Source organism: Tunturiibacter empetritectus, from assembly GCF_014201375.1.
Taxonomy (GTDB): Bacteria; Acidobacteriota; Terriglobia; order Terriglobales; family Acidobacteriaceae; genus Edaphobacter; species Edaphobacter lichenicola_D.
The window spans coordinates 1-24,749 of sequence record NZ_JACHDZ010000007.1 but is presented as its reverse complement, the minus strand read 5'-3'; the positions used below and the strand labels follow the sequence as shown (position 1 = coordinate 24,749).

Genomic DNA, 24,749 nt, shown 5'->3' with positions numbered 1-24,749 from the left:
GGTGAAGTCGCTGCTTCTCTTACTGAGAGACGGCCGTGACCCAAAGATCCACTTAGGCAGCAGTTCGTGTTAGATCGACAGAAAATGTGATGGATAGCAAATTCGGCACATTGCAGGCCCACGCAACCACACGAATTTGCCGTGAGGCCGCGTCTCCGGCAAACTTCTCTTTTTCGCCTCCAACAGATTCCAGGTACCTTCCGCCTCATAGTGTGGCTTTCCCTTCCTGTGCCCCACCTGTGGAAATCATCCGTCCTCCGAGACGTGTTTCTTGCAGGGTTTGTCCCCAGCGAATAACGGAATTGTGCCAGCCGATTGTCTTCCCTTCGATCCTGGTCCGTTTCACTACCGGGCGGATAAACCCCTCTTCTCACGCTTCATATCCCAGATCGCAATCGGAAGAACGATCAACCCAAGGATTGTGAACTTCCCTACCTAGAGACCAATCGTACAGAAAAAATGCCAAATGTCGGAAGCCGCACCCGCTAACGATTGCGGTGACGACCACCGTGAATAAAACTGTAAGACCGAACGGGAGAGCCATTTTGTACATGACATCACTCCAAGGCGGCAGCCTGACATTGTTCCTCGAACCCATCATGTCTGCGGTATCGACCACACATGCAGGCAAGTTTAGAAGGTGCCGGGCACACTCTTTGACATTTTTATCTTTCGTCAGATGTGTGACTTAGTCTCAGATTGCACCGGTAACTGTGCGAGCAGTGATTGACTGGCTCCCTATCAATAGGCGAACATAAGGCGAACATAACAACATGACATCCTCCGCCACAATACGCGTTCAACTTGAAGCCACTTTGGCTAACCGAATTCCTTCTGCCCTGACGCCGGCGAAAAAGGTGCTTCGCCCTGTTGCACCCACGGGTGTCGCTGCGGTGGATGAGGTACTTAAAGGTGGTCTGCCAGTTGGAGCTATCACAGAGATGATCGGTCGGGAGTGCAGCGGGCGCACCTCCCTCGCGCTCTCTTTTCTCGCCAATCTTACACAGTCGGCAAAGGTCTGCGCCTGGATCGATGTGGCTGATGTCTTCAATCCAGAATCGGCTGCAGCGGCAGGAGTTGATTTGTCCAGGTTGCTCTGGGTGAGGTGTGGTGTTCTCGCGGACAAACTGCAACGGGCCACAAAAGAGCAATTCACTCTTCCCGACAAATACCTCGTTTCTCCGCCTACGAAAAAAGGATTACACGGTGGAGGATACAGCCCTCATCCGCGCGGTGAAGTAAAAGGTCTTTCGGGTGCGGTAAGTACCTTTCTTAGAGAGGAGATGATTGCGCCACGATGTGCTGAACCACAGCCAAGAGTAAGACGGGAACCGGAGGTCTTTGAACCGAACCAACGGCCAGTCCCAAAGAAATGGGGCGGCCACACCACTCCTAGAAAACCGTGGTCAAGGATCGAACAGGCACTCCAGTCGACAGATCTAATCCTGCAGGGCGGTGGCTTCAGTGCGATCGTACTGGACATGGGTAGCATCGCACCCGAGCATGCCTCGCGAGTGCAATTGGCAACATGGTTTAGGTATCGCGCATCTGCCGAAAAGACTCAGGTGAGCTTCGTTCTCCTGACCCAGCACTCTTGCGCCAAGAGCAGCGCAGAACTAGTACTCCGCTTATATCCAGGAGACCCGCTCAACGACGACGCTACTGTCTTCACTGGCTTTGAGCATCGAGTAGAAGTGGCGCGCCGACGTTTTACGCAAACGCCATCCAATGCGGTCCCGCTTCGCAAGCCACCACAAAACGCAAATGTGGCAAGCTGGTCCACCCGGAGCACATGGGCAGGTGTGCGATGACGAAACCTGCTGAGCTGTATGCCTGCCTCTATGCGAAAGAGTTTCCAGCACAGACACTACTGCGTCTCAGGCTGGAGTTACGCAACAGGCCATGCGTCGTTATGGAGGGTGAACTGCCATTGCAACAGGTTTGTTCGCTCAACACGAAGGGGCGCTTGCTCGGCATTGCTCATGGCATGACCTCCGTAGAGGTCGATACCTTTCCTTCTGTCGCAGTCCTGACGCGTTCGAAGAAAGAAGAGGCATCTACGAAGACCGCGCTGCTCGAATGCGCCCGCGCATTTTCGCCGCACGTAGAGGATCTAAGCGAAGATCGTGCCTTTCTCAGTGCCATTGACATTGCTGGGACAGAGAAGCTTTTGGGCCCGGCGGAAACACTAGCGCGTAACCTTCTGCACCGTGTCAAGGCACTTGGCATTGCCGCCTGCGCGACTGTCAGCAGCAACCGCAATGCAGCAATATCTCTTGCCAAAGGCCTCCCTCCGCGAACTGCTGTGCAGATCATTCCACGGGGGGACGAAGCTACTACACTCGCACCGCTGCCCCTCAGGGTACTGGGGCTTACAGAAGAGCACGAGGAGACGTTTTCACTTTGGGGAATCCGCACCCTGGGAATGCTTGCAGCTTTGCCTGAGGGAGAACTCATCGCTCGGATGGGGCAGGAGGGTAAGCGTCTTCGTCAGTCGGCACGCGGAGATCTGCCCCACCTGTTTCAACCGATGGAGCCTGCTTTCATTCTCGAAGAGCGGATAGAACTCGACTCACCCGTTGAAGAGCTCCCTTCATTGCTCTTCGTAGTGAATATAATGTTGGATCAACTTATCCTGCGTGCGAGGGCGCGTGTGCTCGCGCTGGCTTCGGTTACCGTTACGCTCACGCTCGAAGATAAAGAGACGCACACGTGCACCGTCCGTTCCGCGCTGCCGACGAATGACAAACAACTCTGGGTCAAACTGCTCCATCTCGACCTCAATGCCCATCCATACCAAGCCGCCATTCTGTCGCTGACTCTCTCGGCCGAGCCCGGCAGCACGAGTAAGGTCCAGCTCGGCCTGTTCTCTCCACAACTCCCCGAACCGATGCAGCTCGACGTTACACTCGCCCGTATCCGCGCCATCGTCGGCGATGAATGCGTGGGCAGCCCTGTCCTTAATGACACACACCAACGAAAAGGATTTCGTATGGAGCCATTCACCGTGTCGGCCAACTCGACTCCCGTGATTTCTTCAAACCGATTCCCATCCGCATCGCGACAATTGCGATCAGCTGAAAATGTCTCAGTTACATTGCAGAGCCAGCGCCCGAAGGCGTTTGTCTTTCGGGATAAACGTTACCTCGTCGAACGTATCTACGGACCTTGGCTAACAGGCGGCGAGTGGTGGAACCCGACTTTCTGGAGCCTCGAACAGTGGGATCTGGTAGCGCGTGCGCAGGACAGCACTTTGCTCTCCTGCTGTCTGGTACGCGATCTCATGCAGGATCGTTGGCAGATGGCGGCCCTTTATGACTGAGCGTTATGTAGAGTTGCACGCTACTAGTGCATTCAGCTTCCTTCAGGGAGCATCGCAGCCAGAACAACTTGTCGAACGGGCGGTTACGCTCGAAATGCCAGCGATGGCCTTGCTCGACCACAATGGCGTCTACGGTTCCGCTCGTTTTCACACCAGCGCGAAGAGGAACAAGATTCAGGCACATATTGGAGCCGAGGTTGGCGTATCGAGCTTCGGCTTGCGGCTCACGCCTCCTGAATGGCTTCCACACCAGCACCCCCAGGAACCTGCACGGTTGCCTCTTCTTTGTGAATCGCGCGAGGGATATCAAAACCTCTGCCAGCTCATCACGCAGTTTAAGATGCGCGAAAAGACGAAAGAAGAAGGAGCAGCGAACTTCGAGGATCTTCAGCAGTACGCATCAGGCCTCATCTGTTTGACGGGCGGAGATGAAGGCCCTCTTGCTTCGGCGTTGGTAAGCGGTGGCGAGGAAGCAGGTCTACAGACTGTGGAACAATTGGTTCGCATCTTCGGTCCGAAGAACGTTTATGTCGAACTACAACGTCATTGCGAACGCGAGGAGGAGTGGCGAAATCAGGCCGCGATTCGGATTGCCCGCTCCCTGCACCTGCCTGTGCTAGCGACGAACGGGGTCCGCCATGCTACTGCATATGACCGTGAGATTCTGGACCTCTTTACCGTAGTGCGCCACCATACAGACCTCGATCACGCTGGGCGTTTGCTCACGCTGAACAATCAACGTCACATCCGGCCAGCACATGAGATGGCGGTAATGTTTCGGGACGTGTCCGGCAGTATCGAAAACACAGCGGAACTCTCCTCTCGCCTCAGATTTGAGTTGAACGATCTTGGCTATAAGTTCCCTTGCTATCCGGCGCCGGATGGCGAGACGATGGACAGTTTCTTGAGGAAGCGAGTGACGGAGGGTGTGGCGCGACGCTATGGCCCGAAGAACGACAGTGACCTGATGGAGAGAGCGAAAAAACAGGTCGAGCATGAACTAACGCTGATCGCAAAGCTCGGCTTCGCCGGCTACTTCCTCATCGTTTGGGACATCGTTCGGTTTTGCAAGGGCAATAACATCCTGATTCAGGGCCGTGGGAGTGCGGCCAACTCCGCCGTCTGCTATGCGCTCGAAATCACAGCTATCGATCCTGTCGGTATGGAACTTCTTTTCGAGCGGTTTCTGAGTGAGAGCCGGGGAGAGTGGCCGGACATTGATCTCGATCTACCGTCCGAAGACAAGCGAGAACAAGCCATCCAGTACATCTACCAGCGGTACGGTGAGCTCGGAGCCGCAATGACCGCGAACGTCATCACCTATCGCGGCAAATCGGCTGCCCGAGAGGTTGGCAAAGCTCTCGGATTCGATGAAGAATCACTGGGGCGCCTGTCGAGCCTAGTCAGCAATTGGGAGTGGCGAGGCAAAACCGATACGATGGCGCATTCCTTTCACAATGCCGGCTTCGACCTGAAACATCCGCGTACCGCCAAATATCTCGAACTTTCTATGCGTATTCAAGACCTGCCTCGACATCTGGGTCAACACTCGGGAGGTATGGTCATCTGCCAAGGGCAGTTGAACTGTGTGGTTCCGTTGGAGCGCGCCTCGATGCCGGGCCGCACTGTCGTCCAATGGGATAAGGAAGACTGTGCCGACCTGCACATCGTTAAAGTGGACCTTCTCGGTCTCGGTATGATGGCGGTCCTGAAGGACTGCGTAGAGCTGATCCCGCAATACTATGGCGAGAAGATCGATTTGGCGCAGTTGCCGGAAGACGAAGAGGTCTATCGGTCACTGCAAAATGCAGACACGGTGGGGATGTTCCAGGTGGAGTCTCGCGCTCAGATGGCATCGCTACCGCGAAACAATCCCACGAAGTTTTACGATCTCGTCGTGCAAGTTGCCATCATCCGACCTGGGCCGATCGTCGGCAAGATGATGCACCCCTATATACGGAGGCGGCAGAAGAAGGAAAAAGTTACTTATCCGCATCCTTCCTTGGAACTAGTGCTGAAGCGGACTCTAGGTGTTCCACTCTTTCAGGAACAGCTGCTCCGTATGGCGATGACGGTTGCCAACTTCACCGGCGCAGAAGCGGAAGAGCTGCGACGCGCGGTGGGAATGCGCCGCTCGTGGGAGCGCATGAAAAATCTGGAAGGCAAGCTCCGCGCAGGTATGACCGTCAATGGTATAGACACCGCTACCCAGGACAAGATCGTCCAGAACATCAGCTCTTTTGCCCTGTACGGTTTTCCAGAGTCGCACGCGGCAAGCTTCGCGCTCATTGCTTATGCGTCGGCGTATTTCAAGGTGAAGTATCTTGCGGCCTTTACCTGTGCCATCCTCAACAATCAGCCGATGGGGTTTTATTCATCTGCTGTGCTCGTGAAGGATGCGCAACGTCACGGCCTGCGTGTGAAACCGATCGATGTTCAGATTTCGGATTGGCCTTGCACTATTGAATACGAATCAAACGGAACCTTGTCTCTGCGATTGGGACTGGGTTATGCCAAACGCCTGCGAAAGCTGTCGGCAGAAGCACTCGTAAAATCACGTGTCCAGGATGGTCCCTTCCGATCGGCAGAGGATCTTGCCCTGCGTGTCGGGTCGCTCGACAGAAAGGAACTCACGCTCTTGGCCCGAATCGGTGCGTTAAATAAGATCGATGGGATTGCCCATCGCCGGGATGCTCTCTGGCAGGTGGAACGTGCCGGCAAGCTAGAGGGGCCTCTACTCAGGCAGCAGAGCGACTGGCTGAAAGATAATGCTGAGCCATTGCCGCTCCGACAAATGGAGATCGGAGAGCGCCTGATCGCCGACTATGCCGGAACAGGTCTCACAGTAGACAGGCACCCAATGTATCGTCGGCGTACCGAATTACGACGGCAGGGGGTCCTAACTGCGGAGGAGTTGCGGAAGTGCAAAGACGGAGAGTTCGTAAGAACCGCTGGTTGTGTCATCGCTCGGCAGCGCCCCGGCACGGCGAAAGGGTTCATCTTTATTTCGATGGAAGATGAGACTGGCATAGCCAATGTCATCGTCACACCGGATCTCTACGACCGGGATCGTCTGCTAGTCACCCGCAGCAAATTCTTGCTGACTGAGGGGTTGCTTCAAAATCAGGACAACGTGGTCCACGTAAAGGCTGTTCGCCTGCGGGAATTGTGCGGCAACGGATTGGAGCTGCGATCCCACGATTTTCAGTAACCGCAAAGAGTTCTTGACGAATAGCTGGCCGCTTGAGCCAAAGCGGTCTACAGTTTGCTTCATCATCGCCGATCCCTCTACCTCCCGCGATTCTCAGGTACTGATCGTATATTGGTCGATGTCTGCGTAGGGCGCGGCGAAAGGCCGGCATGCTTCAGAAAGGCGTCGAAGGATCGGAGTAGAGCGGCGTTATGAATACGTCTTTTTTTTGAAATCAAAATGAATCTCCCCCCGGTGCGTCCTGAACCGAAAGCGATTCTAAGAGATGCTTCGTATACAGTCCAGTCGCCACAAACTTTGCTCCATCCCGGAGCATCATCAGAAGAACCTGCTCGCCATCCTTGTCGATGGACGTGATCTCGTTGAGATCTACAACACAGCTCCGAGATGGCTGACACCGTGGATTTGCGCGCCAACTAGTGATCAACTCTTCGATGGTTGATCCTGTCAACCGGCCTTGAAGAATCCACCGTTGCTCGGATGTACTCTCGGTCACAGTGATTCGCAGCATGTTGCTCGTTCCTTACAATCCGATATGACCAACTATCTCCTTGAGACAAACCTTGCTATTGCACAGTAGCCCGTCAATCACGTGCATCAGCGGGCGTAGCCGGCCAATATTTTCTCTCTCTTTCATCCAGCGTCCGGCTCAACGTTCCATGTCTGTCGGCTGTCTAACATGCGAGCAATCGGCATGCCTAACACACAGACATTCTCCAGTGGCTGACTTTTGCGTAGAAGATGGCGAAATCGATATAGAGATGTTTTCGGAGATGCTTATAGATTGGCAGCATGCCAAACGGTTGGCACTCAACGAGTCAAGCTATTGCGCGTTTCTGTGAACTAGGATTTCTGTGGGCGGGAGATGCCGAGCTTTTGCATCCGAAACTGCAGCGTTGGACGCTTCATTCCAAGCTTCGCAGCTGCTCCGTTTGGGCCCGCGAAGACCCAGTTGCTCTGCTCAAGGACTGACAGAATGTGCCTTCTTTCGATCTCCTCTAGAGTCGCAATTCCATTTATGTGACTGTTCGGATCGGAAGATTTTGATCTCAAGTCAGTTAAGGATATCTTCAGCATCGGGCCTTTCGAGAGGATCACCGCCCGTTCAATCACATTCTGCAATTCACGAACGTTTCCCGGCCATGGGTAGTTGGCCAGCGCATTCATAGTCTCGGCGGAGATCGTGTCGATGTCCTTCGTCATGTTGCGAGCGAAGTACTGGGCAAAATGACTGACCAGGAATGGGATGTCCTCTTTCCGCTCCCTAAGAGGCGGGACATAGACGGGGAAGACGTTCAGCCGGTAAAACAGATCAGAGCGAAACTTTTGCTCCTCCTCCACCATCGCGCTCAACTCCCGGTTGGTGGCCGCAATGAGGCGGGCATCGGTGCGAAGCGTACGCGAACTGCCCAAGCGTTCAAACTCTCGTTCCTGTAAAACGCGCAGAAGCTTGGGTTGCAGGTCAACCGGAATCTCGCTGATTTCGTCTAGAAAGATAGTCCCTTGAGATGCCAACTCGAAACGCCCAATCCATTGCGCGATTGCTCCGGTGAACGCCCCTTTCTCGTGCCCAAATAGCTCGCTTTCCAACAAACCGGTGGGAATTGCCGCGCAGTTCAGTTTGACGAAGGGATGGTTCCGACGCCGACTGAGGTTATGAACGGCGCGTGCAATCAGTTCCTTTCCGCTGCCAGTCTCTCTTAGTATCAGAACGGTTGAGTTTGTCGGCGCGACTACTTCCACCTGACGCAGCACCTGGCGGAGTGCTGTGCTGTTCCCAACGATCTCCTCAAAATTGAGCTCGCTGCGGATCTCATCTTCAAGATAGAGATTTTCCTGTTTGAGCTGATCTGAGAGCTCCGTAATCCGGAGATACGCAAATGCATTGTCGATAGCGATCGCCACCTGTCCGGCGATTTGAGACAGAAATTCGATATCTGGTGAAGTGAATGCGTTCTTCTCCAGTCTTACCAGACAGAGCACCCCAAGAGTGGAGTTGCACCGGGTTAGCGGGAGCATGCAGAGCGTTTTGACGCCTTCTCCGGAGATAACCCAGTTGCCAAAACCTGATCCGCTCAGATCCTCAATATTTCCCACCCATGGCTTTCCGGTGCGAAAGACCTGGCCGGCTAGCGAACCGTCGAGAGATCTTGACATATCTTGATGCAAGATGCCCTTACCGTCTGGAAAGTCAAGCGCATAAAGTTGAAGTTGTTGGTTCGCGGCATCGGGCAGAATCAGAGCCACTCCGTCCAACCGCATGGTCTTGCGAATGCTGGGAGAGACGGACCGCAGAACATCTCGTAACTCAAGATTGGAGACAATGCTGTTGTTCAGGTCAAGGATGAGCTGCAACTTCCTCCGTTCGCTCTCCAGTTGAACTCGCACTGATTCTGAATGAGCAAAGTTCAGGCAGTCGTCGATTGCCAACGCAACGTAATCGGCAACTAAAGACAAAAGGTCTATTTCTTTCTTGGAGAAGGCGTCGCGTGGCTCTCTCGCGCAAGTTGCAATGGCTGAAATGAAAAGACCGGTAGTAGCATTTGAGACTCGCAGGTTGAGGGTCTTTTTCCATTGGTCTTGAGAAGGAGGACCGATGCATCAGGAGCAGCAGCAAGCGGAACAAATGCCTGGTTTTCGGCTTGACGTCCCGCTACATGATCTACTTACGAAATCAACAGCGATCTCGCCTGGGTTGTCGTCCAGTGGGAAGCCGCAGAAATTTCCTGATCCCGTATTTCCGCAGCATCCCGAGCTGCTCGGCCCAATCGATGAGGCAGGTAGTTGGGCTCCGCCCGAAAAACGCAACTGGAGACCAGGGCAGATCTATCACGCGATGCAAGGATGGCTATTCCCCTACATCCGTTGGTTACGGCAGGCGACTTCCATCCGCTCATCTCTTATCTCTTTACTGAGTTCAAATGTAATCTCGACTGCCACTACTGCTGGGCCTTTGACAACAAAGTCAGGGGAATGACTGAGGATACGGCTAAGCGCTCCATTGATTGGCTCCATGGCACAGGCTGTCGTGTGCTCGCCTACATGGGCGGAGAGCCGCTGCTGCGCCCCGACCCTATTCATCGAATCACCTACTATGCCGCAAAGAAGAACTTTTGGATCTACCTCCCGACGAACGGCTATTGCGCACCGACGTAATCGACAAGCTGGCTGATGCGGTATCTCCACCTTCAATATCGCCGTGGATGCCGTCGATGTGAAACCGGGCTTGCCTAAGGCTCTGGTCCCCATCGGCAAGCAATTTGACTACCTCATCCGCAAGCAATACGGATATGGCTTGTCGGTCTTCCTCAACATCAATATCTGCCGCAATAATTTGGACGATGTCCGAGAGCTTACCGAGATCGCCCACGACAACGGCATCGCAACTGACTACCACATCAACGAGTCTCCGTTGCTTGAGCAGGACGAGCACTTCAAGCATGCGGACCACAACGTCACCTACATCACGAAGGATGACTGGCCGGCCGTGGAGGAGACGATTCAGTGGCTGACTGAAAAGCAGAATGCCGGATACAAAATGGTGAACTCAAACACTCGGTTATGGCAGATGGTCGACTTCATGAAAGGCAACCACTTCCCCTGGAACTGCCGTGCCGGTCAGAACTCCATGATCATCCGTGTCGATGGAACGCTCGCGCCCTGCTTTCCGATGTATACGGCGAACTATGACTGGGGCGTAGTCGGCGATCACAAGTTCGATACCAAACAATTGGATCGCCAGAAAGAGTCCTGCCAGACCCACTGCTTTTCTACGCTTAATCCATATCGTCGGCTGGTGCTACAACGACCAGCGTGTCATCAAGTATTTCTTCAAGCAACTCGCTCATGGCTTCCAGGGAGCGAACGGGCAGATGTTATGCCGGACTATCCCTGATAGCGGAACCGATCGAAACTCGCACGCAATCGAGCACAAGGAGACGCAAATGCCGGTAACTGAAGAGATCGTTCAAAAAGACTTTGAAGTAGAGATCCAGGCTCGTATCGATGCTGAGCGGGCGCGTCTTCGTGCGGAAGCCGGATTGGCGCGTATGCGCGAGTTCAAAAAGCCAGTAGAGCGCACATTCACTGCCGCAGAACAAGACTACGTAACGATTCTCTTCGGCGGTCTCACCTGGAAGCGCGAAGAGATGATCAAGGCCGTCTTTCACGTTAGCGGCTATCATTGCGAGAATATTCCGACGCCGGTCGTGGATGACTTCCAGGCCGGAAAGGAGTTCGGAAACAACGGTCAGTGCAACCCGACGTATTTCACGGTCGGCAATCTCGTGCGTTACCTCCAGATGCTGGAGCAACAGGGCCAGACCAAGCAGCAGATCATCGACAACTATGTCTTCTTCACCGCCGGTTCGTGTGGTCCGTGCCGTTTCGGGATGTACGAAGCTGAATACCGCTTCGCCTTGCAGAATGCTGGCTTCGATGGCTTCCGTGTTCTGCTATTCCAGCAAACCGACGGCATCAAGGCCGCAAGTGGCGAGCCGGGATTGAAGTTCTCTGTTGACTTTGGCATGGGCATGCTCAATGCGCTCAATCTTGGAGATGTCATCAATGAGCTTGTGTACCAAGTTCGCCCTTTTGAAATGAACAAAGGCGAGACCGACCGCGTCATCCGGGAATCAGTGAAGACACTCACCGATACGCTGCGCGACCGGAAGCGCTGGCACAAATCATGGACGCTGCTCCTTCCTGGGCAAAACCGTTCCTCGATAAGAATAAGAAACTCACGGGAATTGGCTGCACTCGCGGGAAGATCGGTGACAACCTCTACGGCAAAGAGTACGTGGACGCGCTGCACTCCTGCCGCGACAGCATCAACACGATCGAAATTGACCGCTTGCGTGTAAAACCCGTTATCAAAATCACTGGTGAGTTCTGGGCCCAGACAACCGAGGGCGACGGCAACTTCAATATGTTCGCCTTCCTCGAAAAGGAAGGTGCACAGGTGCTAGTCGAACCGATCGCTACATGGATAGCCTACATGATGTTCGTCGCCAAAGCGCGAGCGGACGCGGAAGCTCCCTATCGTGATCCCAAGTGGTACGAGGTGAAGGAGCGTCTTGCGAACGAACTAAAGATCTTCAAAAAGACCGGAGGGCTCAGCGCCGGAGGTGCTATGTGGACGTATTTTTATCACCGCACCATCAAACACATGAGAGATACAGCTCATCACTTGATTCCCCAGAAGGAGCTCTCGCGGCTGGCCCATCCCTTCTACCATCAGCTCGCCCGTGGCGGAGAGGGTTATATGGAGGTCGGCAAGAATGTCTACTACACCGTGAATCATCTGTGCCACATGGTCCTGGCTCTGAAGCCCTTCGGCTGTATGCCCTCGACGCAATCGGGTGGTGTTCAATCTCGAGTCGTCAACAAGTTCAAAGACATGATCTTCCTACCCATTGAGACCTCGGGCGAAGGCGAAGTCAATGCGCACAGCCGGGTCCAGATGGCACTCGCAGAAGCAAAGGCTAAAGCGCGCGCCGAGTTTGACGGAGTCTTGCAAGAGACTGGCAAATCTTTAGATGAGCTGCACGATTACGTCGAGCAGCACCCGAAGCTGAAGCAGGCACTTTACCGGGTCCCACATCGGAAGGGTATCGCTGGGACCGCTGCGCAGTTCGCCTGGCATGTGAGTGATTTGATGAATAAAGATAGTGCCTATCACCGCCGGAGTCGTGTCTCCACGCCAGGTATACAGCGGGTTGCCTGATGCGCGTCTTGTCGGGGCTGCTTCTGGTAGCGTGTATCACCTTAGGAACGGCCCTCACGGCGCTGTTCGTCGTGATGCTGCGACCCTCCCTGCTGCATTTGATCAAGTTTCAGAGCGAAAAGTCCACACCGGAGAGTGAACCTTATGCTGGCGTTGGCCGAAGAGAACGAATCAAGCGTCCAGCTTTTCTTACCGGCATTCAGGATTAGTCCTTTGAGGAGAAGGCGATGCATCAATTTTTAGTTGGCCTGGACATAGGTTCCACTACCGTCAAAGCAATTGTGGTTGATGCTGCCACCGACAAGACTATCTGGCAGGACTATCAACGTCATGAGACACGCCAGCCGGAAAAGGTCCTCGAGTTCTTACGACGGATGGAAGCCGACGCTGGAATCGCCGCTGGAAATACACGCATATTTGTCACAGGATCAGGTGGCGGAACTATCGCCGAGATGATCGGCGCCAAGTTTGTTCAGGAAGTGCATGCTGTCCCTCGCCGTCGAGAAGCTCCATCCTGAGGTGTACTCCGTCATCGAATTAGGTGGACAGGATGCAAAGATCATCGTCTTCAAAGATGACGAGGAGACGGGGCGCAAGAAGAAGATTCCCTCCATGAACGACAAGTGCGCCGGTGGCACCGAAGCGGTGATCGACAAGATCAATGCCAAGCTCAAGATCCCCGCGGCAGAGCTTGCGATTCAGGGATATCACGGTATCAAGCTGCACAAGGTTGCCGGTAAGTGTGGTGTCTTCGCAGAAACGGACATTAACGGTTTGCAGAAGACCGGTACCCCCTCGGATGAGTTGATGGCCTCGCTCTTCGAGGCAATCGTGTTGCAAAACCTCAGCGTGCTCACTCGCGGACATACACTGCGGCCGCACGTTCTTCTCCTGGGCGGGCCCAATGGGTTCATCCGCGGCATGCGGGAGGCCTGGCAGGCCAACATCCCCCGCATGTGGAAAGAACGGAAGGTCGAGATTCCGGAGGGCGCGACTCCGGAAGAGTTGATCAAAGTACCCGACAATGCGCAGTACTTTGCAGCGCTGGGATCGGTCGAATTTGAGAAAGAGGAAGAGCTTGGGGTGGGAAACTATCTCGGCACAGAAAAGCTTCTTTACTACATTGACTATGGTCGTGCTGAGGAAAAAGCAACCGCCGGTGGTAAAGGTCTGGTTGATTACCCATCCGCTCGACATCAGTGACGTCTGGAAGAATCGTTACTCCAGCCAACCACAAAGTCTGGGCCGCAAAGTTTACCGTGCGCCCCCCAACTTGGTTGCGCTCGAGGTTTCCAGCTTCAAGTGTGGTCACGATGCTCCCATCTACGGGGTCATCGAAGGCATCATCGAGCAATCTGGTACGCCCTATTTCTCATTCAAGGATCTCGACGAAAACAAGCCCATTGGCTCTATCCGCATTCGTGTCGAAACAATCGACTACTTCCTGCGGCGCTATCGTGAAGACATCCTCAAACGCCGCCACATCGAAAGCAATATCGAAATGCAATTGGCTGTGTTCGAGCAAACGCTTCGCAGCCAACCACGAGAGCAATACGAGATGGCAGTGGCAGGGGATTGAAATTCGAGGTGCACCTGAAAACCTGCCGCATAGCGTCAACGGGTCGCTGATCCAGGAGTGTCGACCCGTTCTATGGTTGCATCGTGGAGTTCCATCAATCGATTCGTTGCAACCCGCATGCTGCGATAACCAGAATAGGCCGTAAGAAGGCTAAGATTGGATCGTATGTTGTCGCAGAGAACTACTGTCAAGGCCGGCGTGCAGATGGATTCCGAAGTAGATAGGTGTCCATCACCCAACCGTTTTTCTCTCTAGCCGCGCTTCGAGCCATCTCGATGCTCTCCCTTGTTTCGGTAAGTCTTCCAGACAAGAGAACCTCTTTATCACTACCGACGTATGCTCCCCAATAGATCTCCACCTCTTTGTCTAGCACCTCTTTGAAGGAACACTTTCCGTCGAGCATCACAATAACGTTCTCGGTGTTGGAGATTAGGGCAGCCGATAGTTGACGACCCGTTGTGATACAAATTGACTCCCCTATACCATTCAAAGTTATCTTGTGGCGCGCTGCGAGGGCTTGAATGCTTGTAATTCCAGGGATGACTTCGTAGTCAAAATGAATTTGACCACGGCTAATAATCTGATCAATCACTCTAAGAGTGCTGTCATAGAGTGACGGATCTCCCCAGATAAGAAATGCACCACACTCATTCTCTTGCAACTCATTAATGATCAGTTCTTCGTAGGTTAGCGCCCGCTGCTGGTGCCACGCCTCGACTCGAGAAGCGTAAGAATCTATCGTCGGATCGCGCCCCGAATCGACGATCTCGACAGTTCTGTAGGATGGCTCGTCGATGTATCGTTCACATATCTCTTTTCGAAACTGAGTGAGATCGTTCTTCGCCTCTCCTTTGCTCGTAACAAAGAACACATCAACCTGATTTATAGCCTTAATCGCTTGAATCGTAACTTGTTCTGGATTACCCGGACCGATTCCAATGATGTATAGCTTCCTCATATTGACATTCCCTTTTTAATGGTCGACACGCGTGGCCGACATTCCAGACATCGATACCCCATGCGCAATCTCATAAGCGTCGTTGTGTTGTTCGATTAGACTGAATTAAGCGATCAACTTCCACGAGTACTTTTTCAAGTGTTTCAACAGTTGGAACGGTATGTTTGACAGGCCGCTTCACCATGACTACTGGTATTTCGAGTAGTCGTGCAGCTTGAATTTTGGTATATGTCGCCGACCCACCACTATTTTTGGAGATGACGTAATCGATTGAGTGATCCTCTAGTAACCGTAATTCTTCGTCAAGACTAAAAGGCCCGCGACGTAATAGAATTTCATGAAAACGTGGAAGTCGCCGTGTCGGTTCTTCGATCGCGCGAATCAGAAACCAGGTCTCGTGACAAGCCGCGAACGAACTTACTTCTTGCCGGCCAATAGACAGGAATGCTCGTCCTTTCTGAACGTCAACAACACTGGCTGCTTCCTCAAAATTTAGGACTTCGTGCCAAAGATCCGCTTTTGACTTGATCCAGGGTGGCCGGATGAAAGCGATTAGTGGCAATCCTAACCTGGCGCACGCAAGCTCTGCGTTACGGCTGATCCGGACAGCAAAAGGATGAGTAGCATCAACGACCATCCCGATGTTCTCTTTCACGAGGAAAGAGGCGAGCCCCTCAACGCCACCAAATCCTCCAACTCTGACGACTCCTTCGGGACGTGTGGGCTCGCTAACGCGCCCAGCCAGTGAAGAGATGGTATATAGGCCCGATCTATGTGCAAGACGCGAAGCAAGCTTCGTTCCCTCTCCAGTCCCACCAAGAATCAGTATCCGTGGCGAGAAATTTTGAGATCCATCGGGCGTACTTTCTATCGCATCCGATGTTGGATTGAGGTCCGCCAAGTTACACATCCTATCTTTGAATTGCACTGATCAATCTGCGTCGGCGGATACAGGTCTGACACTATCCTGAGTCTCCGACTCGCGCTCTCTGGAAACAGAGTAGAGATAGCTTTCACCAAAATCGGGTCGACTAAGAGATCTTCCGACCAAAATCAGCGCATTGTTATCTACCCCTGACTTGGCAACAATCTTTTGGATATTAGATAGTGTCCCACGCAGAATCATTTCGTCTGGCCAACTCGCACGAAACACGATGACTACTGGGCAGTCTGGGCCATAGAGTGGCAATAGCTGCGACGTCACCATATCAAGGTTCGTGATTGAGAGATGAATGGCCATTGTCGCGCCCGATCGCCCCAGCGTTGTGAGATCTTCACCGTTTGGCATTGCCGTAGACCGAGTTGAGGTCCTTGTCAGAATCAAAGTTTGGGCTACCTCAGGAAGGGTTAGTTCTTGATTGAGTGTAGCGGCAGCGGCGGCGAATGATGGGACACCGGGGGTTACGTCGTAAGGGATTTCGAGGGGAGTGAGACGACGGATCTGTTCCGCCATCGTGCTCCAGATTGAAAGATCCCCTGAGTGAATTCGAGCGACGTCGAGTCCCTTCTCATGAGCGGAGGAGATCTCTGCGATGATCTCATCAAGATTCATCTGTGCTGAGTCAACGATACGAGCTCCCGCCGGAGCATGTGCGATAACTTCTTTAGGCACTAATGAGCCTGCATACAGGCACACGGGGGAGCGGCTAATCAGATCTCTTCCCCGCAGCGTGAGCAAGTCGGGAGCGCCAGGTCCGGCTCCAATGAAATGAACTGTCATCGCAGCACCGCCACAGCACACGTGCAGAAACGTCCCGTCTGGCGCGGCAAAATCAGACTGGCTGCTGGTCCCAGAGAAGCCAACGCCGATGCTTCTGCGACGTTCGCTGTCCCGACCCTCGATGCAGCCAGCAACGACTGACTTTTAATTCCGCGAACCTGCGCAAGAACACTCGCCGGAAACAGTACAAGCCGCAGTTTGAGCGTAGTCGCGACTGCTTCTCCGATATTTGAGCAACGGTCCAACGTTGCGAGGATGCCTCCGGGAGTAATTTCGCTTACGCACTGTTGAATAAGCTGAATAACATCCGAAGATGTCGCACGAGAGGAGCAGCCAATCCCGATCGAACAAGAGATGCTCATGACTTCACCGCCGACCATTGAGTAATTGGCATCAAATGACGCCATCCGAGGACGCCACCGACGGGTTCTGCTCTAGCTACGAGGATTCGCACAAGCTCGCCGCCGTACAACCTCTGCCAGGTTGCTACCGCTATCTCGCTTTCGATGCGAACCGCGTTCGCAACGATCCGACCGCCATTGGGGAGTCTGTCCCAGCAGGCCTGGAACAGGCCGTCCCTGCCGATTCCCCCTCCGATAAAAATCGCGTCTGGCGGCTGCAATCCGTTGAGAGTAGACGGCACACTCCCCTTGATTACCTTTAGGGTTGGCACACCAAGTCTCTTCGCGTTGGCTAAAATTCTAGCGGCCCTATCTTCGCGTTCTTCAAAGGCAATGCACGAGCATAAAGGATGAGAGCGCATCCATTCGATACCTACCGTTCCCGTACCCGCTCCTACATCCCATAAATGTTCGCCCGGCAACGGTGCTAAACGCGCTAGCGTTGCGGCGCGGACTTCACGTTTTGTCAGTTGTCCGTCTGTTAGATAGAAATCGTCGGAGAGTCCTGGAACAATCGGCAACCGTCTCGTTTCAGAATCAGCAATGCATACGACCGCAATCAGATTCAAATCACCACATTGTTGTACTGACCAAATATTTGCCCGGTCGTCCCGGCGTCTCTCCGCAGAGCCACCCAGATATTCAAAGACCGTGAATTGACTCGATCCATACCCGCTGTCGGTTAGAAATTGCGCAACTGCCGCAGGCGTTGTGCCGTCTTCAGAGAAAAGTACCAGCCGCTGGCCTGGATGAAGGTATCTGTGCATTTGCTCGATCGGGCGATTGACCAGTGATACCAGGACGGTCTCAGAAACTCCCCAGCCGAGGCGGGCACACGCCAGGGAAAAAGCAGAGACCTGCGGTACAACAAGAAACTCGGTGGGGGCCAACTCGCGAGTGAGCGTCACACCAACGCCAAAGAGCATCGGATCGCCGCTGGCTAAAACAGAAACCCTACTCCGACCTCGATGGTGTGTCAGAATCTCGTGCACCGCTGGGGCCATGGGAGATGGCCACGCTATCTGGGCAGCACTAACCGCTGGAACATAGGCGAGATGGCGAACGCCACCATAAAGAAACTCCGCAGACTCTACAGCTTGCTTCGCTGCTAGACTAAGGCCATCCCAGCCATCTTCGCCAATGCCGATGATCGACAACCAACGCTCGTTGAAATCCGATCTCGCTATTTCAGTTTGAGTAGGTCGCATAGTCAAACCCCATAGGTTCGAGGAGTGTAGATCATCTCCCGATGATTCGACAAAGCGAGACTGCGAGTTGTCGAAGAACCGACAAGAATGAGCGTCTGCATGTCGGCCAATGAAGGATCGAATCGCGCAAGATCTGTGATCACAATTTTCTCGTCTGATCTGCCGACAGCGCGGGCTAGTACTACCGGTGTTTCGGGCGTCCTATAGCTTGCGAGAATTGCCTGTGCTTCTGCCAACTGCCACTTCCGCTCAGAAGAGATGGGGTTATAAATCGCGATGGCGAAGTCAGCGGAAGCAACAGCGTGCAACCGCTTCACGATGACCTCCCAGGGCTTTAGACGATCCGACAGCGAAATAACGCAAAAATCGTGACCGAGAGGAGCACCCAATCTGGCTGCTACTGCTTGCATTGCCGAAACCCCAGGAATAATGCGGATATCGAGAGAACGCCATGTTTCTGGCCCCTGATCCACCGACTCCAACACTGCGGAGGCCATTGCAAAAATACCTGGGTCTCCCGACGAAACGACACATACGCGCCTGCCAGACTCCGCGAGAGAGAGCGCATGACGTGCGCGCTCTGCCTCTACCTTGTTGTCAGATCCGAAACGACGCTGACCGGATCGAAGTGGAACTCGATCCAGATATCGCTGGTATCCAACCAGATCGGTCGCCTTAGCAAGTGCTTGCTGGGCCTCCGGCGTAATCCACTCAGCGGAGCCTGGTCCTAGTCCGACAACTGCTATCTGTCCTGGGCTATTGACGATATCACTGTGTTGGCTCTGCCTCGAATCAGGAACAAGTATGAGCGAAAAATAAGGAACGCTTGGCGAATCTACTTCGCTTAGTGGAACGATCCGCTCCTGGCTCATCGTCGCACGTTCGATGTAGAGAGCCTTACTCAAAACCTGGGCTCGAGACAATGCGTTTTTCACCTTCGTGAAGTTGCGGCCAAGTTTTATGATCGCAAATGCATCACGAGGATTTAGCCGAGCTGTCAAGACATCTTCCGACAAAGTTGCAGGGAGTATAGTTAGTTCTGAATCCCTTCTGACGAGCGGAGTGCCGAGCCTTGCTGCAGCGGCCATCACAGATGGAATTCCTGGAATCACCGAGGTGGAAAAGCGGTGAGCCAGCCTGTCGTGAAGGTACATAAACGACCCATAAAAAAAGGGATCACCCTCACATAGAACCGCAACGTCACGACCTTCCAGCAGATGAGCCGCAATTTGCTCAGCCATCTGATCATAGGACTGAGCAATGATCGCCTCATAACCGCCAGGATGATCGGTCGATTCTGTCGTGATTGGATAAATCATCGGCATCTCGATCTGTTCGTGTGTCAACTCCGCGCTCACAATGCAACGTGCGTTACTCTGGCCGTGCTTGGCTGTCGGATAAACAACAACGTGAGCCTGCCTGATAATACGCAGAGCCTTGAGAGTAATAAGCTCAGGATCGCCAGGTCCTAGTCCAACGCCGAATAGTTTTCCTGGCATTGTGCTTTTAATCATTCTTCCTCACTTGCCATAGCGTTGACGGCAGCCGCGGCGATGGCGCTTCCACCGCGGCGCCCTCGAACCGTCAAATAAGGAAGATTCAGGTGGTTAGTCTCAAGGGCTGCTTTTGACTCCGCCGCGCCAACGAAACCAACAGGAATGCCGATGATGAGTGCGGGAGCCGCTGCGCCTGCTTCGAGCATCTCGAGCAGGTGAAACAAAGCCGTCGGTGCGTTTCCGATCACAACAATCGAACCGCCGAGTCTATCGCGCCAGAGCTCCAGCGCCGCTGCGCTGCGCGTCGTCTCAAATCTTCTCGCTAGTTCTGCGGTGCGTGGATCACTCAGCGTACAGATCACTTCGTTGTCCTTCGGAAGTCGGGATCGGGTGATCCCATTTGCCACCATATTTGCATCGCAAAGTAAGGGCATCCCGGCTAGAAGCGCCTGCTCGCCGACTTCAGTAGCTGTAGATGATGCAGAGACATATTGCGCCAGATCTGTCATCCCACATGCGTGAATCATCCGCACCACCACGCGTGCGAGTACTGGTGAGAACGAAGATAGGTCCGATTCCGCCCTGATGATCTCAAAGGATTCTCGGTAAATATCCCGGGCGTCTTTCTTATAAGTCATCGTCACGAAAAACCTCAAAGGGCACCTCTGCCTGACATGCAGCCACCTTGTCCATAACAAATTCAAGCGAACAGTTTGACGCGATAAAACGCCCATCGATCCGCAAATCGTAACCAGAGGAACTTGCTATCAGCTCAGCAGTCGCACCATTTCGCATCGCGCATTGTTTTTCACATCCTGAGATGTTGACCGTCCAGCCATGTTTTGTATTGCGGCCGGCCAGGCGGCATGCCAACAAAGACGCATCACGTCTCACGTCAGCCAAAGAAGCATCACAGCCGGCGCTCCCTGCACACGCGGCTATCCCCAGATACCCATCTTTGCCGTCAAAGGACACGCCTACGGCCTCAAGCCGCGCAGTAATCTGGCTAATCGAACGTTCCGGAACAGATCCGAGCACGATACCCCGCCATGGAGCCAACCGAATATCTCCATCGCACTCTTTCGCGATTGCGGCTACACACTGCAATTGCTCTGCGGTTAGTCGTCCGAGAGGAACCAAGGGAACCAAGTTTGCGAAATCGAATCGCTGAGTTGCATAGACTCCTACCGGCATATGGGCAACGAGGGTTGAACTGCCGGGAGAAGGACAAGCCACTAGAAAACTCGACAACTCCTCAAGTAATCGACCCATCGCCTGAGGTACTGACGCAATCTTCCTTCCCCTTGCTGGCATCTCGAGTTCTTTTGAGATCTTGAGACATATCTTTGCGGCCTCGAGTATGCAGTCCAGGGCCTCATCTACCCTTACGCAGAAGCCGGAGAAGGTGTTCCCAATGATGAAATGAAACAAATGCGTGTCATCTACGTTCATTACTCGCTTCACTCGCAAGGTTAGATCATCGCTATCGCGAGCAAACCAGTCCCCTCCGCCATCGATGGCAAAGCTGAACTTAGGTTGTAGACCGGCCATCCCCTGATTTGCAATGAGGCGACGATCTAACTCTCGAACGAATGGCCGTGTATCCAAAATCTCACCGAAGCCTAACCCGGCGAAGGGGCTTGTCACTACATTGCGGACTCGATCGTGTTCTGGTGAAGGAAGAAAGCCGGCGGAGTCCAACCCTTGAACCAAGGACTTCAGATCTTTCTTTTGAATCGCGCGCAATTGCAAATTGGAGCGTGAAGTAATTTCGATGTTTCCGTTAGCGAACGAGGTTGAGAGTTCTGCGACAGCAGTGAGTTGGCTGGGGGTGATCATCCCTCCCGGCACTCTTATACGAGTGAGTAGACCGTCTTTCGCCTGGACGGCGTGAAGAATTCCAGGGCAGAAACTCTCTCCAACTCTCATCATGCGACTTTCTCTCTTGACCTGTCACCGCAAGATGGTCGGGAAACGCAGCGACGGAATAGGCTGCGGCCACCCGGCCTTCCCCTCGGAGGCGTGTGTCACTGTGTCCGATGTGGACACTGTTTGCGGCAGGTCTTCGGACTTACAGGCTGCCTAATCGCTCCAGCTTCCCAGTCCACTACCAGACCAGTGCTCTTGTTGGAGCTTTCGTTCCTGATTACCGCTGCGGGGCAGTTCCGGGCTCTCACCGGATTCCCTTTTGGTTGGCTTCTCTGAAGCAACCACCGGAAACAGTTCGAGTATAGATCAGATAAATATTCAGGACAATGTGATGAATTCTCGTAAAACAGCGGATGTCAATGCTTTGTCAGGCTTGTGTTTCGAATTGATCTGGCGTGGTGGCCCGGGCAGGAGTCCTGATGCGAAGCGCGATTCGGAGATTTGTGGCGTGGTGGCCCGGGCAGGAGTCCAACCTGCGACCTTCGCGTTAGGAGTGCTAAGCGCGTCTTTATCAGCCTGCACTTCCCTGCATCAAGATGCATCATTAAGTAAGCTATATCAATAGTTACACTTGATCCACGATGTGCAGGCTGGAACAGAGAAAGTGCCAAAAAGTGCAGGTTTAGACACTGGCGTGTATCACATTCGTATCACACTCTTGTAAGGTGGTTGACGGAGGCACTACCCAGTAATGGCGCGACCTGTAGCGATGGTAGGGGGTGTTTATGAGAGGGTACCTGGAAGCGGACTGTATCACGCTAGGTACCGAAAAGACGGAAAACTGGTCCGCAAGTCCTTTAAAAGGGATAGAGCAGCCGCTATCGCATGGGTGGAGAAGGCGCGGACGCTCAAGCGCGACGGCGGTGCAGACGTACCGACCTTGGCAAAGCTACCCATCCGGACCGCCGCCGAGGTAGCAGCTGACAAGATCGCCGCCGCGAAGGAGGCTGCGAAGACAGCTGAGGTTCTCCTGGGCGACCTCTCGGGCTCATCCACCAGATCAGGAGCAGGCCCAACGAGTACAAGGACCTGCGCAACCCTCCGTTCCGTATCCAGCGCATCAAGGAGGCATTCGGCACTCGACCGGCGAGGGACATAAAGGCCCGCGAGATCGACGACTGGCTGAGCAGCTTGATGACGGCCCCAACCACACACACGCGGGACCCCCTCAAGAAGCCGAAGCCGTCGAGACCGATGTCCCCGGCCTCCCAGAATCGCTACAAAGCTATGTTCTCGGCGATTTACAAGTATGGCCGTCAGCGGGACCTGGTCGACGTCAACCCGGTAAGCGCCATCGAGTCCCGCGCGATGAATAACGGTCGGGAGGGACGCTTCCTTCTACCGTCGGAGGAGCAACGGATCCGTGCAGTCCTCCAAGGGGACATCGATGCATGCGGCCCACAGAACGAGCGCCGCCCCAAGAGAATGATCCACCGCCTGTGTGAGTTCGAGATCACACTGATGACCGGGATGAGAAAGACGGAGCAGTACTCCCTGACGTGGGGACCAGACGTCAACTTCGAGACCAAGGAGCTGACCCTCCGCGAAACTAAGAATGGGACCTGGAGGACGGTTCAGATCCTGCCCACGGTAGAGAAGGCACTGATGACCCTGAAGGTTATCCCGCTCGAGCGGAAGCGCCGGAGCAAGGATAAGCCGAACGAGTCACCTGCCAACTCCGTCTTCGGCATCGCGGACAGTAAGAAGTGGTGGGCTTCAGTGCTTCATCGGGCGAGGGTCACAAACTTCCACTGGCACGACAATCGTCACACGTTCTGTTCGCGGCTCGCACAGAAGGGTGCCAACCTCAAGCTGATCCAGGAGGCCGCCGGACACAAGACGATCGCCCAGACGGCGAAGTACGCAAAGATGGATACGGCATCTCTGCGGCAGGGGCTGGCGCTGCTCGAGCCTGAACGGGAGGAGTAACCGAACCGTTGACTCTCCTCTGATAAGGAGGACACTACAGAAGTGATAAGTGGTCCTGAGAGCTGCGAACTCTTGGGGCAGTGAGCAACTGCTTATTCACTGGACTCTGACGAGTGCTGCAAGAGCCAGATCCGCAGATCGCCGTTCAAGGTCTGCGGGATCACTTCGTTAACGATGAAAGACCCGAGCGCATAGGCATTACAAAATCTTTTTTCCTCTCCACTTCTTAATCAGAGTTACAATCCGCTCGGGGACCCTACTACTACCGAAACGACTTCGGACCCTCTTCGATGGCCTCGATGGCAAGGGCCATAGCTCGCCGTAGTGGGTGACAGAACCGTTGGTAGACCGGATGGAGCGTGTGGGTTGGCAAGCATCAGAGATTCGCCAGGCAGTGGGATAACAACCTTCGCTGTCAGGGCTTCGCCGAAGCCTACGAAAAGCAGTTGACCAAACACATCTAGAACGCAGCGGAGCAGACGAGATCTCGAAGTAGGCTTGCTGGCCTCCGAAGCGGGCGATCAATTCCGCGTTTTTGCGTTGCTGGTTCCCTGTCGTTCCAGAGCTTGGCAGGGCGAATCACCTGCAGGTGCTCGTCGAGAACGACCAGTCCGTGCTGCTGGCCGGAAACCACGAGAGCTTTGATTTGGTGGTCAGGAGCGTGTGATATCGCTTGCTTCACTGATAGCGAAGCGCCTCAATCCACCACTTCGGATCCTGCTCGCGGGCGCCGGCGGCTCGCTGGATCACCTCATGCATAGCGTGTCCCCGGTCCTGCGCGATGCCGTGCTCATCGATTAGGAGAGCCTTTGTCCCTTGAGTGCCGCAGTCGATGCCTAGATACATAGATGTGAGATCTCGTGTTAATGTGCAATGCTTGCGGTTTGATTACTAGTCTCGGGGCGCTTGCTTGCGTTCGATTTTTCTTTCGTGCCGCGGCGGGATGAGCTGTGATAGCCGGAGTGACGCTGGAGGGCGATCGCTGCAGCTCCACGAAGGCGGGCCATCTCTCCTCCCGTTGCGATCTCAAGGCGAGGTGGAGAGCCTGCGAGAATTCCGGATACCAACTCGTCCTGAACGATGGAGCCGAAGGCAGACCACGCTGTGGTGAAAGCGCCGGCGATGAGGATGAGCTCCGGAGACAGGGCCGCGGTGACGAGGCGTAGGCCTTGTCCCAGATGCAGGGCCTGCTTCTGTATCGCCTTGATGGCGAGAGGATCACCTTCTTCGGTGAGATGCATGAGGCTTTGAATGGAAGTGACGTTTGCGTT

General features: G+C 54.1%; 24 protein-coding genes and 1 riboswitch. Of the genes, 11 read left to right on the top strand and 13 right to left on the bottom strand.

All coding sequences use genetic code 11. The annotated features are described in order from the left end of the window. Window positions 1-773 precede the first annotated feature (773 nt). Genes HDF10_RS17865 through HDF10_RS17855 form a run of 3 tightly spaced genes read left to right on the top strand, consistent with a single transcriptional unit; the run spans window position 774 to window position 6,533 of the window. Complete coding sequence (locus HDF10_RS17865) at window positions 774-1,811, top strand: P-loop NTPase family protein (protein WP_183815844.1); 1,038 nt, start codon at window positions 774-776, stop codon at window positions 1,809-1,811. Then, a complete protein-coding gene (locus HDF10_RS17860; RefSeq protein WP_183815842.1) occupies window positions 1,808-3,322 on the top strand; it encodes a DNA polymerase Y family protein in 1,515 nt (504 codons plus the stop codon). Before HDF10_RS17865 ends, HDF10_RS17860 begins: the two co-directional genes overlap by 4 nt. Beyond that, complete coding sequence (locus HDF10_RS17855) at window positions 3,315-6,533, top strand: DNA polymerase III subunit alpha (RefSeq protein WP_183815840.1); 3,219 nt, start codon at window positions 3,315-3,317, stop codon at window positions 6,531-6,533. Before HDF10_RS17860 ends, HDF10_RS17855 begins: the two co-directional genes overlap by 8 nt. 214 nt (window positions 6,534-6,747) lie before the next feature. Here HDF10_RS17855 and HDF10_RS21485 read toward each other — a convergent pair whose 3' ends face one another. Together HDF10_RS21485 and HDF10_RS17845 are read right to left on the bottom strand one after the other, a co-directional pair. After that, window positions 6,748-7,044 (bottom strand): LytTR family transcriptional regulator DNA-binding domain-containing protein, encoded by a 297-nt coding sequence (locus HDF10_RS21485; protein WP_183815838.1) that lies wholly within the window; start codon window positions 7,042-7,044, stop codon window positions 6,748-6,750. A 332-nt stretch (window positions 7,045-7,376) separates the two neighbouring features. Next, entirely contained in the window at window positions 7,377-8,999 is a 1,623-nt protein-coding gene (locus tag HDF10_RS17845; protein WP_406706750.1) for a sigma 54-interacting transcriptional regulator, read from the bottom strand. Window positions 9,000-9,377: 378 nt separating this feature from the next. Between HDF10_RS17845 and HDF10_RS17840 the strand changes: the two genes are divergently transcribed. From HDF10_RS17840 to HDF10_RS17815, 7 genes are all read left to right on the top strand, one after another. After that, window positions 9,378-9,689: a radical SAM protein gene (locus HDF10_RS17840; RefSeq protein ID WP_183815836.1), complete on the top strand. Its 312-nt coding sequence runs from the start codon at window positions 9,378-9,380 to the stop codon at window positions 9,687-9,689. 70 nt (window positions 9,690-9,759) lie between these two features. Further along, window positions 9,760-10,428 carry a radical SAM protein gene (locus HDF10_RS17835; protein ID WP_221271858.1) on the top strand — a complete coding sequence of 223 codons (669 nt, stop codon included), beginning with the start codon at window positions 9,760-9,762 and terminating at the stop codon, window positions 10,426-10,428. Window positions 10,429-10,477: 49 nt separating this feature from the next. Next, a complete protein-coding gene (locus HDF10_RS17830) occupies window positions 10,478-11,395 on the top strand; it encodes a hypothetical protein (RefSeq protein ID WP_183815833.1) in 918 nt (305 codons plus the stop codon). After that, window positions 11,386-12,258, top strand: coding sequence for a hypothetical protein (locus tag HDF10_RS17825; RefSeq protein ID WP_183815831.1), 873 nt, complete (start codon window positions 11,386-11,388; stop codon window positions 12,256-12,258). The genes HDF10_RS17830 and HDF10_RS17825 overlap by 10 nt, the downstream gene beginning before the upstream one ends. Before the next feature lie 227 nt (window positions 12,259-12,485). Further along, the gene (locus HDF10_RS20615; RefSeq protein WP_221271855.1) at window positions 12,486-12,776 is read left to right on the top strand and encodes an acetate and sugar kinases/Hsc70/actin family protein; all 291 of its coding nucleotides are present in this window, start codon (window positions 12,486-12,488) and stop codon (window positions 12,774-12,776) included. Further along, window positions 12,742-13,461 carry a BadF/BadG/BcrA/BcrD ATPase family protein gene (locus tag HDF10_RS17820; RefSeq protein ID WP_221271854.1) on the top strand — a complete coding sequence of 240 codons (720 nt, stop codon included), beginning with the start codon at window positions 12,742-12,744 and terminating at the stop codon, window positions 13,459-13,461. The genes HDF10_RS20615 and HDF10_RS17820 overlap by 35 nt, the downstream gene beginning before the upstream one ends. Then, window positions 13,433-13,837, top strand: coding sequence for a hypothetical protein (locus HDF10_RS17815; protein WP_221271852.1), 405 nt, complete (start codon window positions 13,433-13,435; stop codon window positions 13,835-13,837). The genes HDF10_RS17820 and HDF10_RS17815 overlap by 29 nt, the downstream gene beginning before the upstream one ends. Window positions 13,838-14,024: 187 nt before the next feature. Here HDF10_RS17815 and cobF read toward each other — a convergent pair whose 3' ends face one another. The 8 genes from cobF to cobG all read right to left on the bottom strand — a co-directional run bounded on the left by cobF (window position 14,025) and on the right by cobG (window position 21,549). After that, on the bottom strand, window positions 14,025-14,795 hold the full coding sequence (cobF, locus tag HDF10_RS17810; RefSeq protein WP_183815827.1) for a precorrin-6A synthase (deacetylating): 771 nt from the start codon (window positions 14,793-14,795) through the stop codon (window positions 14,025-14,027). A 70-nt stretch (window positions 14,796-14,865) separates the two neighbouring features. Then, entirely contained in the window at window positions 14,866-15,696 is an 831-nt protein-coding gene (locus tag HDF10_RS17805; RefSeq protein WP_260177984.1) for a cobalt-precorrin-6A reductase, read from the bottom strand. Between the two features lie 30 nt (window positions 15,697-15,726). Continuing rightward, a complete protein-coding gene (cobM, locus tag HDF10_RS17800; protein WP_183815825.1) occupies window positions 15,727-16,515 on the bottom strand; it encodes a precorrin-4 C(11)-methyltransferase in 789 nt (262 codons plus the stop codon). Continuing rightward, window positions 16,512-16,877: a cobalamin biosynthesis protein gene (locus HDF10_RS21480; RefSeq protein WP_183815823.1), complete on the bottom strand. Its 366-nt coding sequence runs from the start codon at window positions 16,875-16,877 to the stop codon at window positions 16,512-16,514. Before HDF10_RS21480 ends, cobM begins: the two co-directional genes overlap by 4 nt. Next, window positions 16,874-18,124: a precorrin-6y C5,15-methyltransferase (decarboxylating) subunit CbiE gene (gene cbiE, locus HDF10_RS17790; protein ID WP_183815821.1), complete on the bottom strand. Its 1,251-nt coding sequence runs from the start codon at window positions 18,122-18,124 to the stop codon at window positions 16,874-16,876. Before cbiE ends, HDF10_RS21480 begins: the two co-directional genes overlap by 4 nt. A 2-nt stretch (window positions 18,125-18,126) precedes the next feature. Then, on the bottom strand, window positions 18,127-19,638 hold the full coding sequence (locus tag HDF10_RS17785; RefSeq protein WP_183815819.1) for a precorrin-2 C(20)-methyltransferase: 1,512 nt from the start codon (window positions 19,636-19,638) through the stop codon (window positions 18,127-18,129). Next, window positions 19,635-20,258: a precorrin-8X methylmutase gene (locus HDF10_RS17780; protein WP_183816191.1), complete on the bottom strand. Its 624-nt coding sequence runs from the start codon at window positions 20,256-20,258 to the stop codon at window positions 19,635-19,637. The genes HDF10_RS17785 and HDF10_RS17780 overlap by 4 nt, the downstream gene beginning before the upstream one ends. Continuing rightward, window positions 20,248-21,549, bottom strand: a complete 1,302-nt coding sequence (gene cobG, locus HDF10_RS17775; RefSeq protein ID WP_260177999.1) for a precorrin-3B synthase — start codon at window positions 21,547-21,549, stop codon at window positions 20,248-20,250. The genes HDF10_RS17780 and cobG overlap by 11 nt, the downstream gene beginning before the upstream one ends. Window positions 21,550-21,659: 110 nt before the next feature. Continuing rightward, window positions 21,660-21,853, bottom strand: a riboswitch (cobalamin riboswitch). Between the two features lie 830 nt (window positions 21,854-22,683). Between cobG and HDF10_RS17765 the strand changes: the two genes are divergently transcribed. Next, window positions 22,684-23,478, top strand: a complete 795-nt coding sequence (locus HDF10_RS17765) for a tyrosine-type recombinase/integrase (protein ID WP_183815813.1) — start codon at window positions 22,684-22,686, stop codon at window positions 23,476-23,478. A 460-nt stretch (window positions 23,479-23,938) separates the two neighbouring features. Here HDF10_RS17765 and HDF10_RS21035 read toward each other — a convergent pair whose 3' ends face one another. From HDF10_RS21035 to HDF10_RS17755, 3 genes are all read right to left on the bottom strand, one after another. After that, entirely contained in the window at window positions 23,939-24,112 is a 174-nt protein-coding gene (locus tag HDF10_RS21035) for a hypothetical protein (protein ID WP_311732821.1), read from the bottom strand. Window positions 24,113-24,156: 44 nt separating this feature from the next. Next, window positions 24,157-24,324 (bottom strand): FGGY family carbohydrate kinase, encoded by a 168-nt coding sequence (locus HDF10_RS21030; RefSeq protein WP_260177983.1) that lies wholly within the window; start codon window positions 24,322-24,324, stop codon window positions 24,157-24,159. A gap of 17 nt (window positions 24,325-24,341) precedes the next feature. Beyond that, window positions 24,342-24,749 (bottom strand): ROK family protein (locus HDF10_RS17755; RefSeq protein ID WP_183815811.1); only part of this gene is annotated, 408 nt, incomplete at its 5' end.

Coding starts and splice junctions, on each gene's coding strand:
- cobF (WP_183815827.1), bottom strand. CDS start 14,795: ATGAGGAAGCTATACATCATTGGAATCGGTCCGGGTAATCCAGAACAA.
- HDF10_RS17860 (WP_183815842.1), top strand. CDS start 1,808: ATGACGAAACCTGCTGAGCTGTATGCCTGCCTCTATGCGAAAGAGTTT.
- cobM (WP_183815825.1), bottom strand. CDS start 16,515: ATGACAGTTCATTTCATTGGAGCCGGACCTGGCGCTCCCGACTTGCTC.
- HDF10_RS17840 (WP_183815836.1), top strand. CDS start 9,378: ATGGCTATTCCCCTACATCCGTTGGTTACGGCAGGCGACTTCCATCCG.
- HDF10_RS17785 (WP_183815819.1), bottom strand. CDS start 19,638: ATGATTAAAAGCACAATGCCAGGAAAACTATTCGGCGTTGGACTAGGA.
- HDF10_RS21485 (WP_183815838.1), bottom strand. CDS start 7,044: ATGCTGCGAATCACTGTGACCGAGAGTACATCCGAGCAACGGTGGATT.
- HDF10_RS21480 (WP_183815823.1), bottom strand. CDS start 16,877: ATGAGCATCTCTTGTTCGATCGGGATTGGCTGCTCCTCTCGTGCGACA.
- HDF10_RS17865 (WP_183815844.1), top strand. CDS start 774: ATGACATCCTCCGCCACAATACGCGTTCAACTTGAAGCCACTTTGGCT.
- HDF10_RS17780 (WP_183816191.1), bottom strand. CDS start 20,258: ATGACTTATAAGAAAGACGCCCGGGATATTTACCGAGAATCCTTTGAG.
- cobG (WP_260177999.1), bottom strand. CDS start 21,549: ATGAGAGTTGGAGAGAGTTTCTGCCCTGGAATTCTTCACGCCGTCCAG.
- HDF10_RS17820 (WP_221271854.1), top strand. CDS start 12,742: ATGCTGTCCCTCGCCGTCGAGAAGCTCCATCCTGAGGTGTACTCCGTC.
- HDF10_RS20615 (WP_221271855.1), top strand. CDS start 12,486: ATGCATCAATTTTTAGTTGGCCTGGACATAGGTTCCACTACCGTCAAA.
- HDF10_RS17855 (WP_183815840.1), top strand. CDS start 3,315: ATGACTGAGCGTTATGTAGAGTTGCACGCTACTAGTGCATTCAGCTTC.
- cbiE (WP_183815821.1), bottom strand. CDS start 18,124: ATGCGACCTACTCAAACTGAAATAGCGAGATCGGATTTCAACGAGCGT.
- HDF10_RS21030 (WP_260177983.1), bottom strand. CDS start 24,324: ATGTATCTAGGCATCGACTGCGGCACTCAAGGGACAAAGGCTCTCCTA.
- HDF10_RS17830 (WP_183815833.1), top strand. CDS start 10,478: ATGCCGGTAACTGAAGAGATCGTTCAAAAAGACTTTGAAGTAGAGATC.
- HDF10_RS17765 (WP_183815813.1), top strand. CDS start 22,684: ATGACGGCCCCAACCACACACACGCGGGACCCCCTCAAGAAGCCGAAG.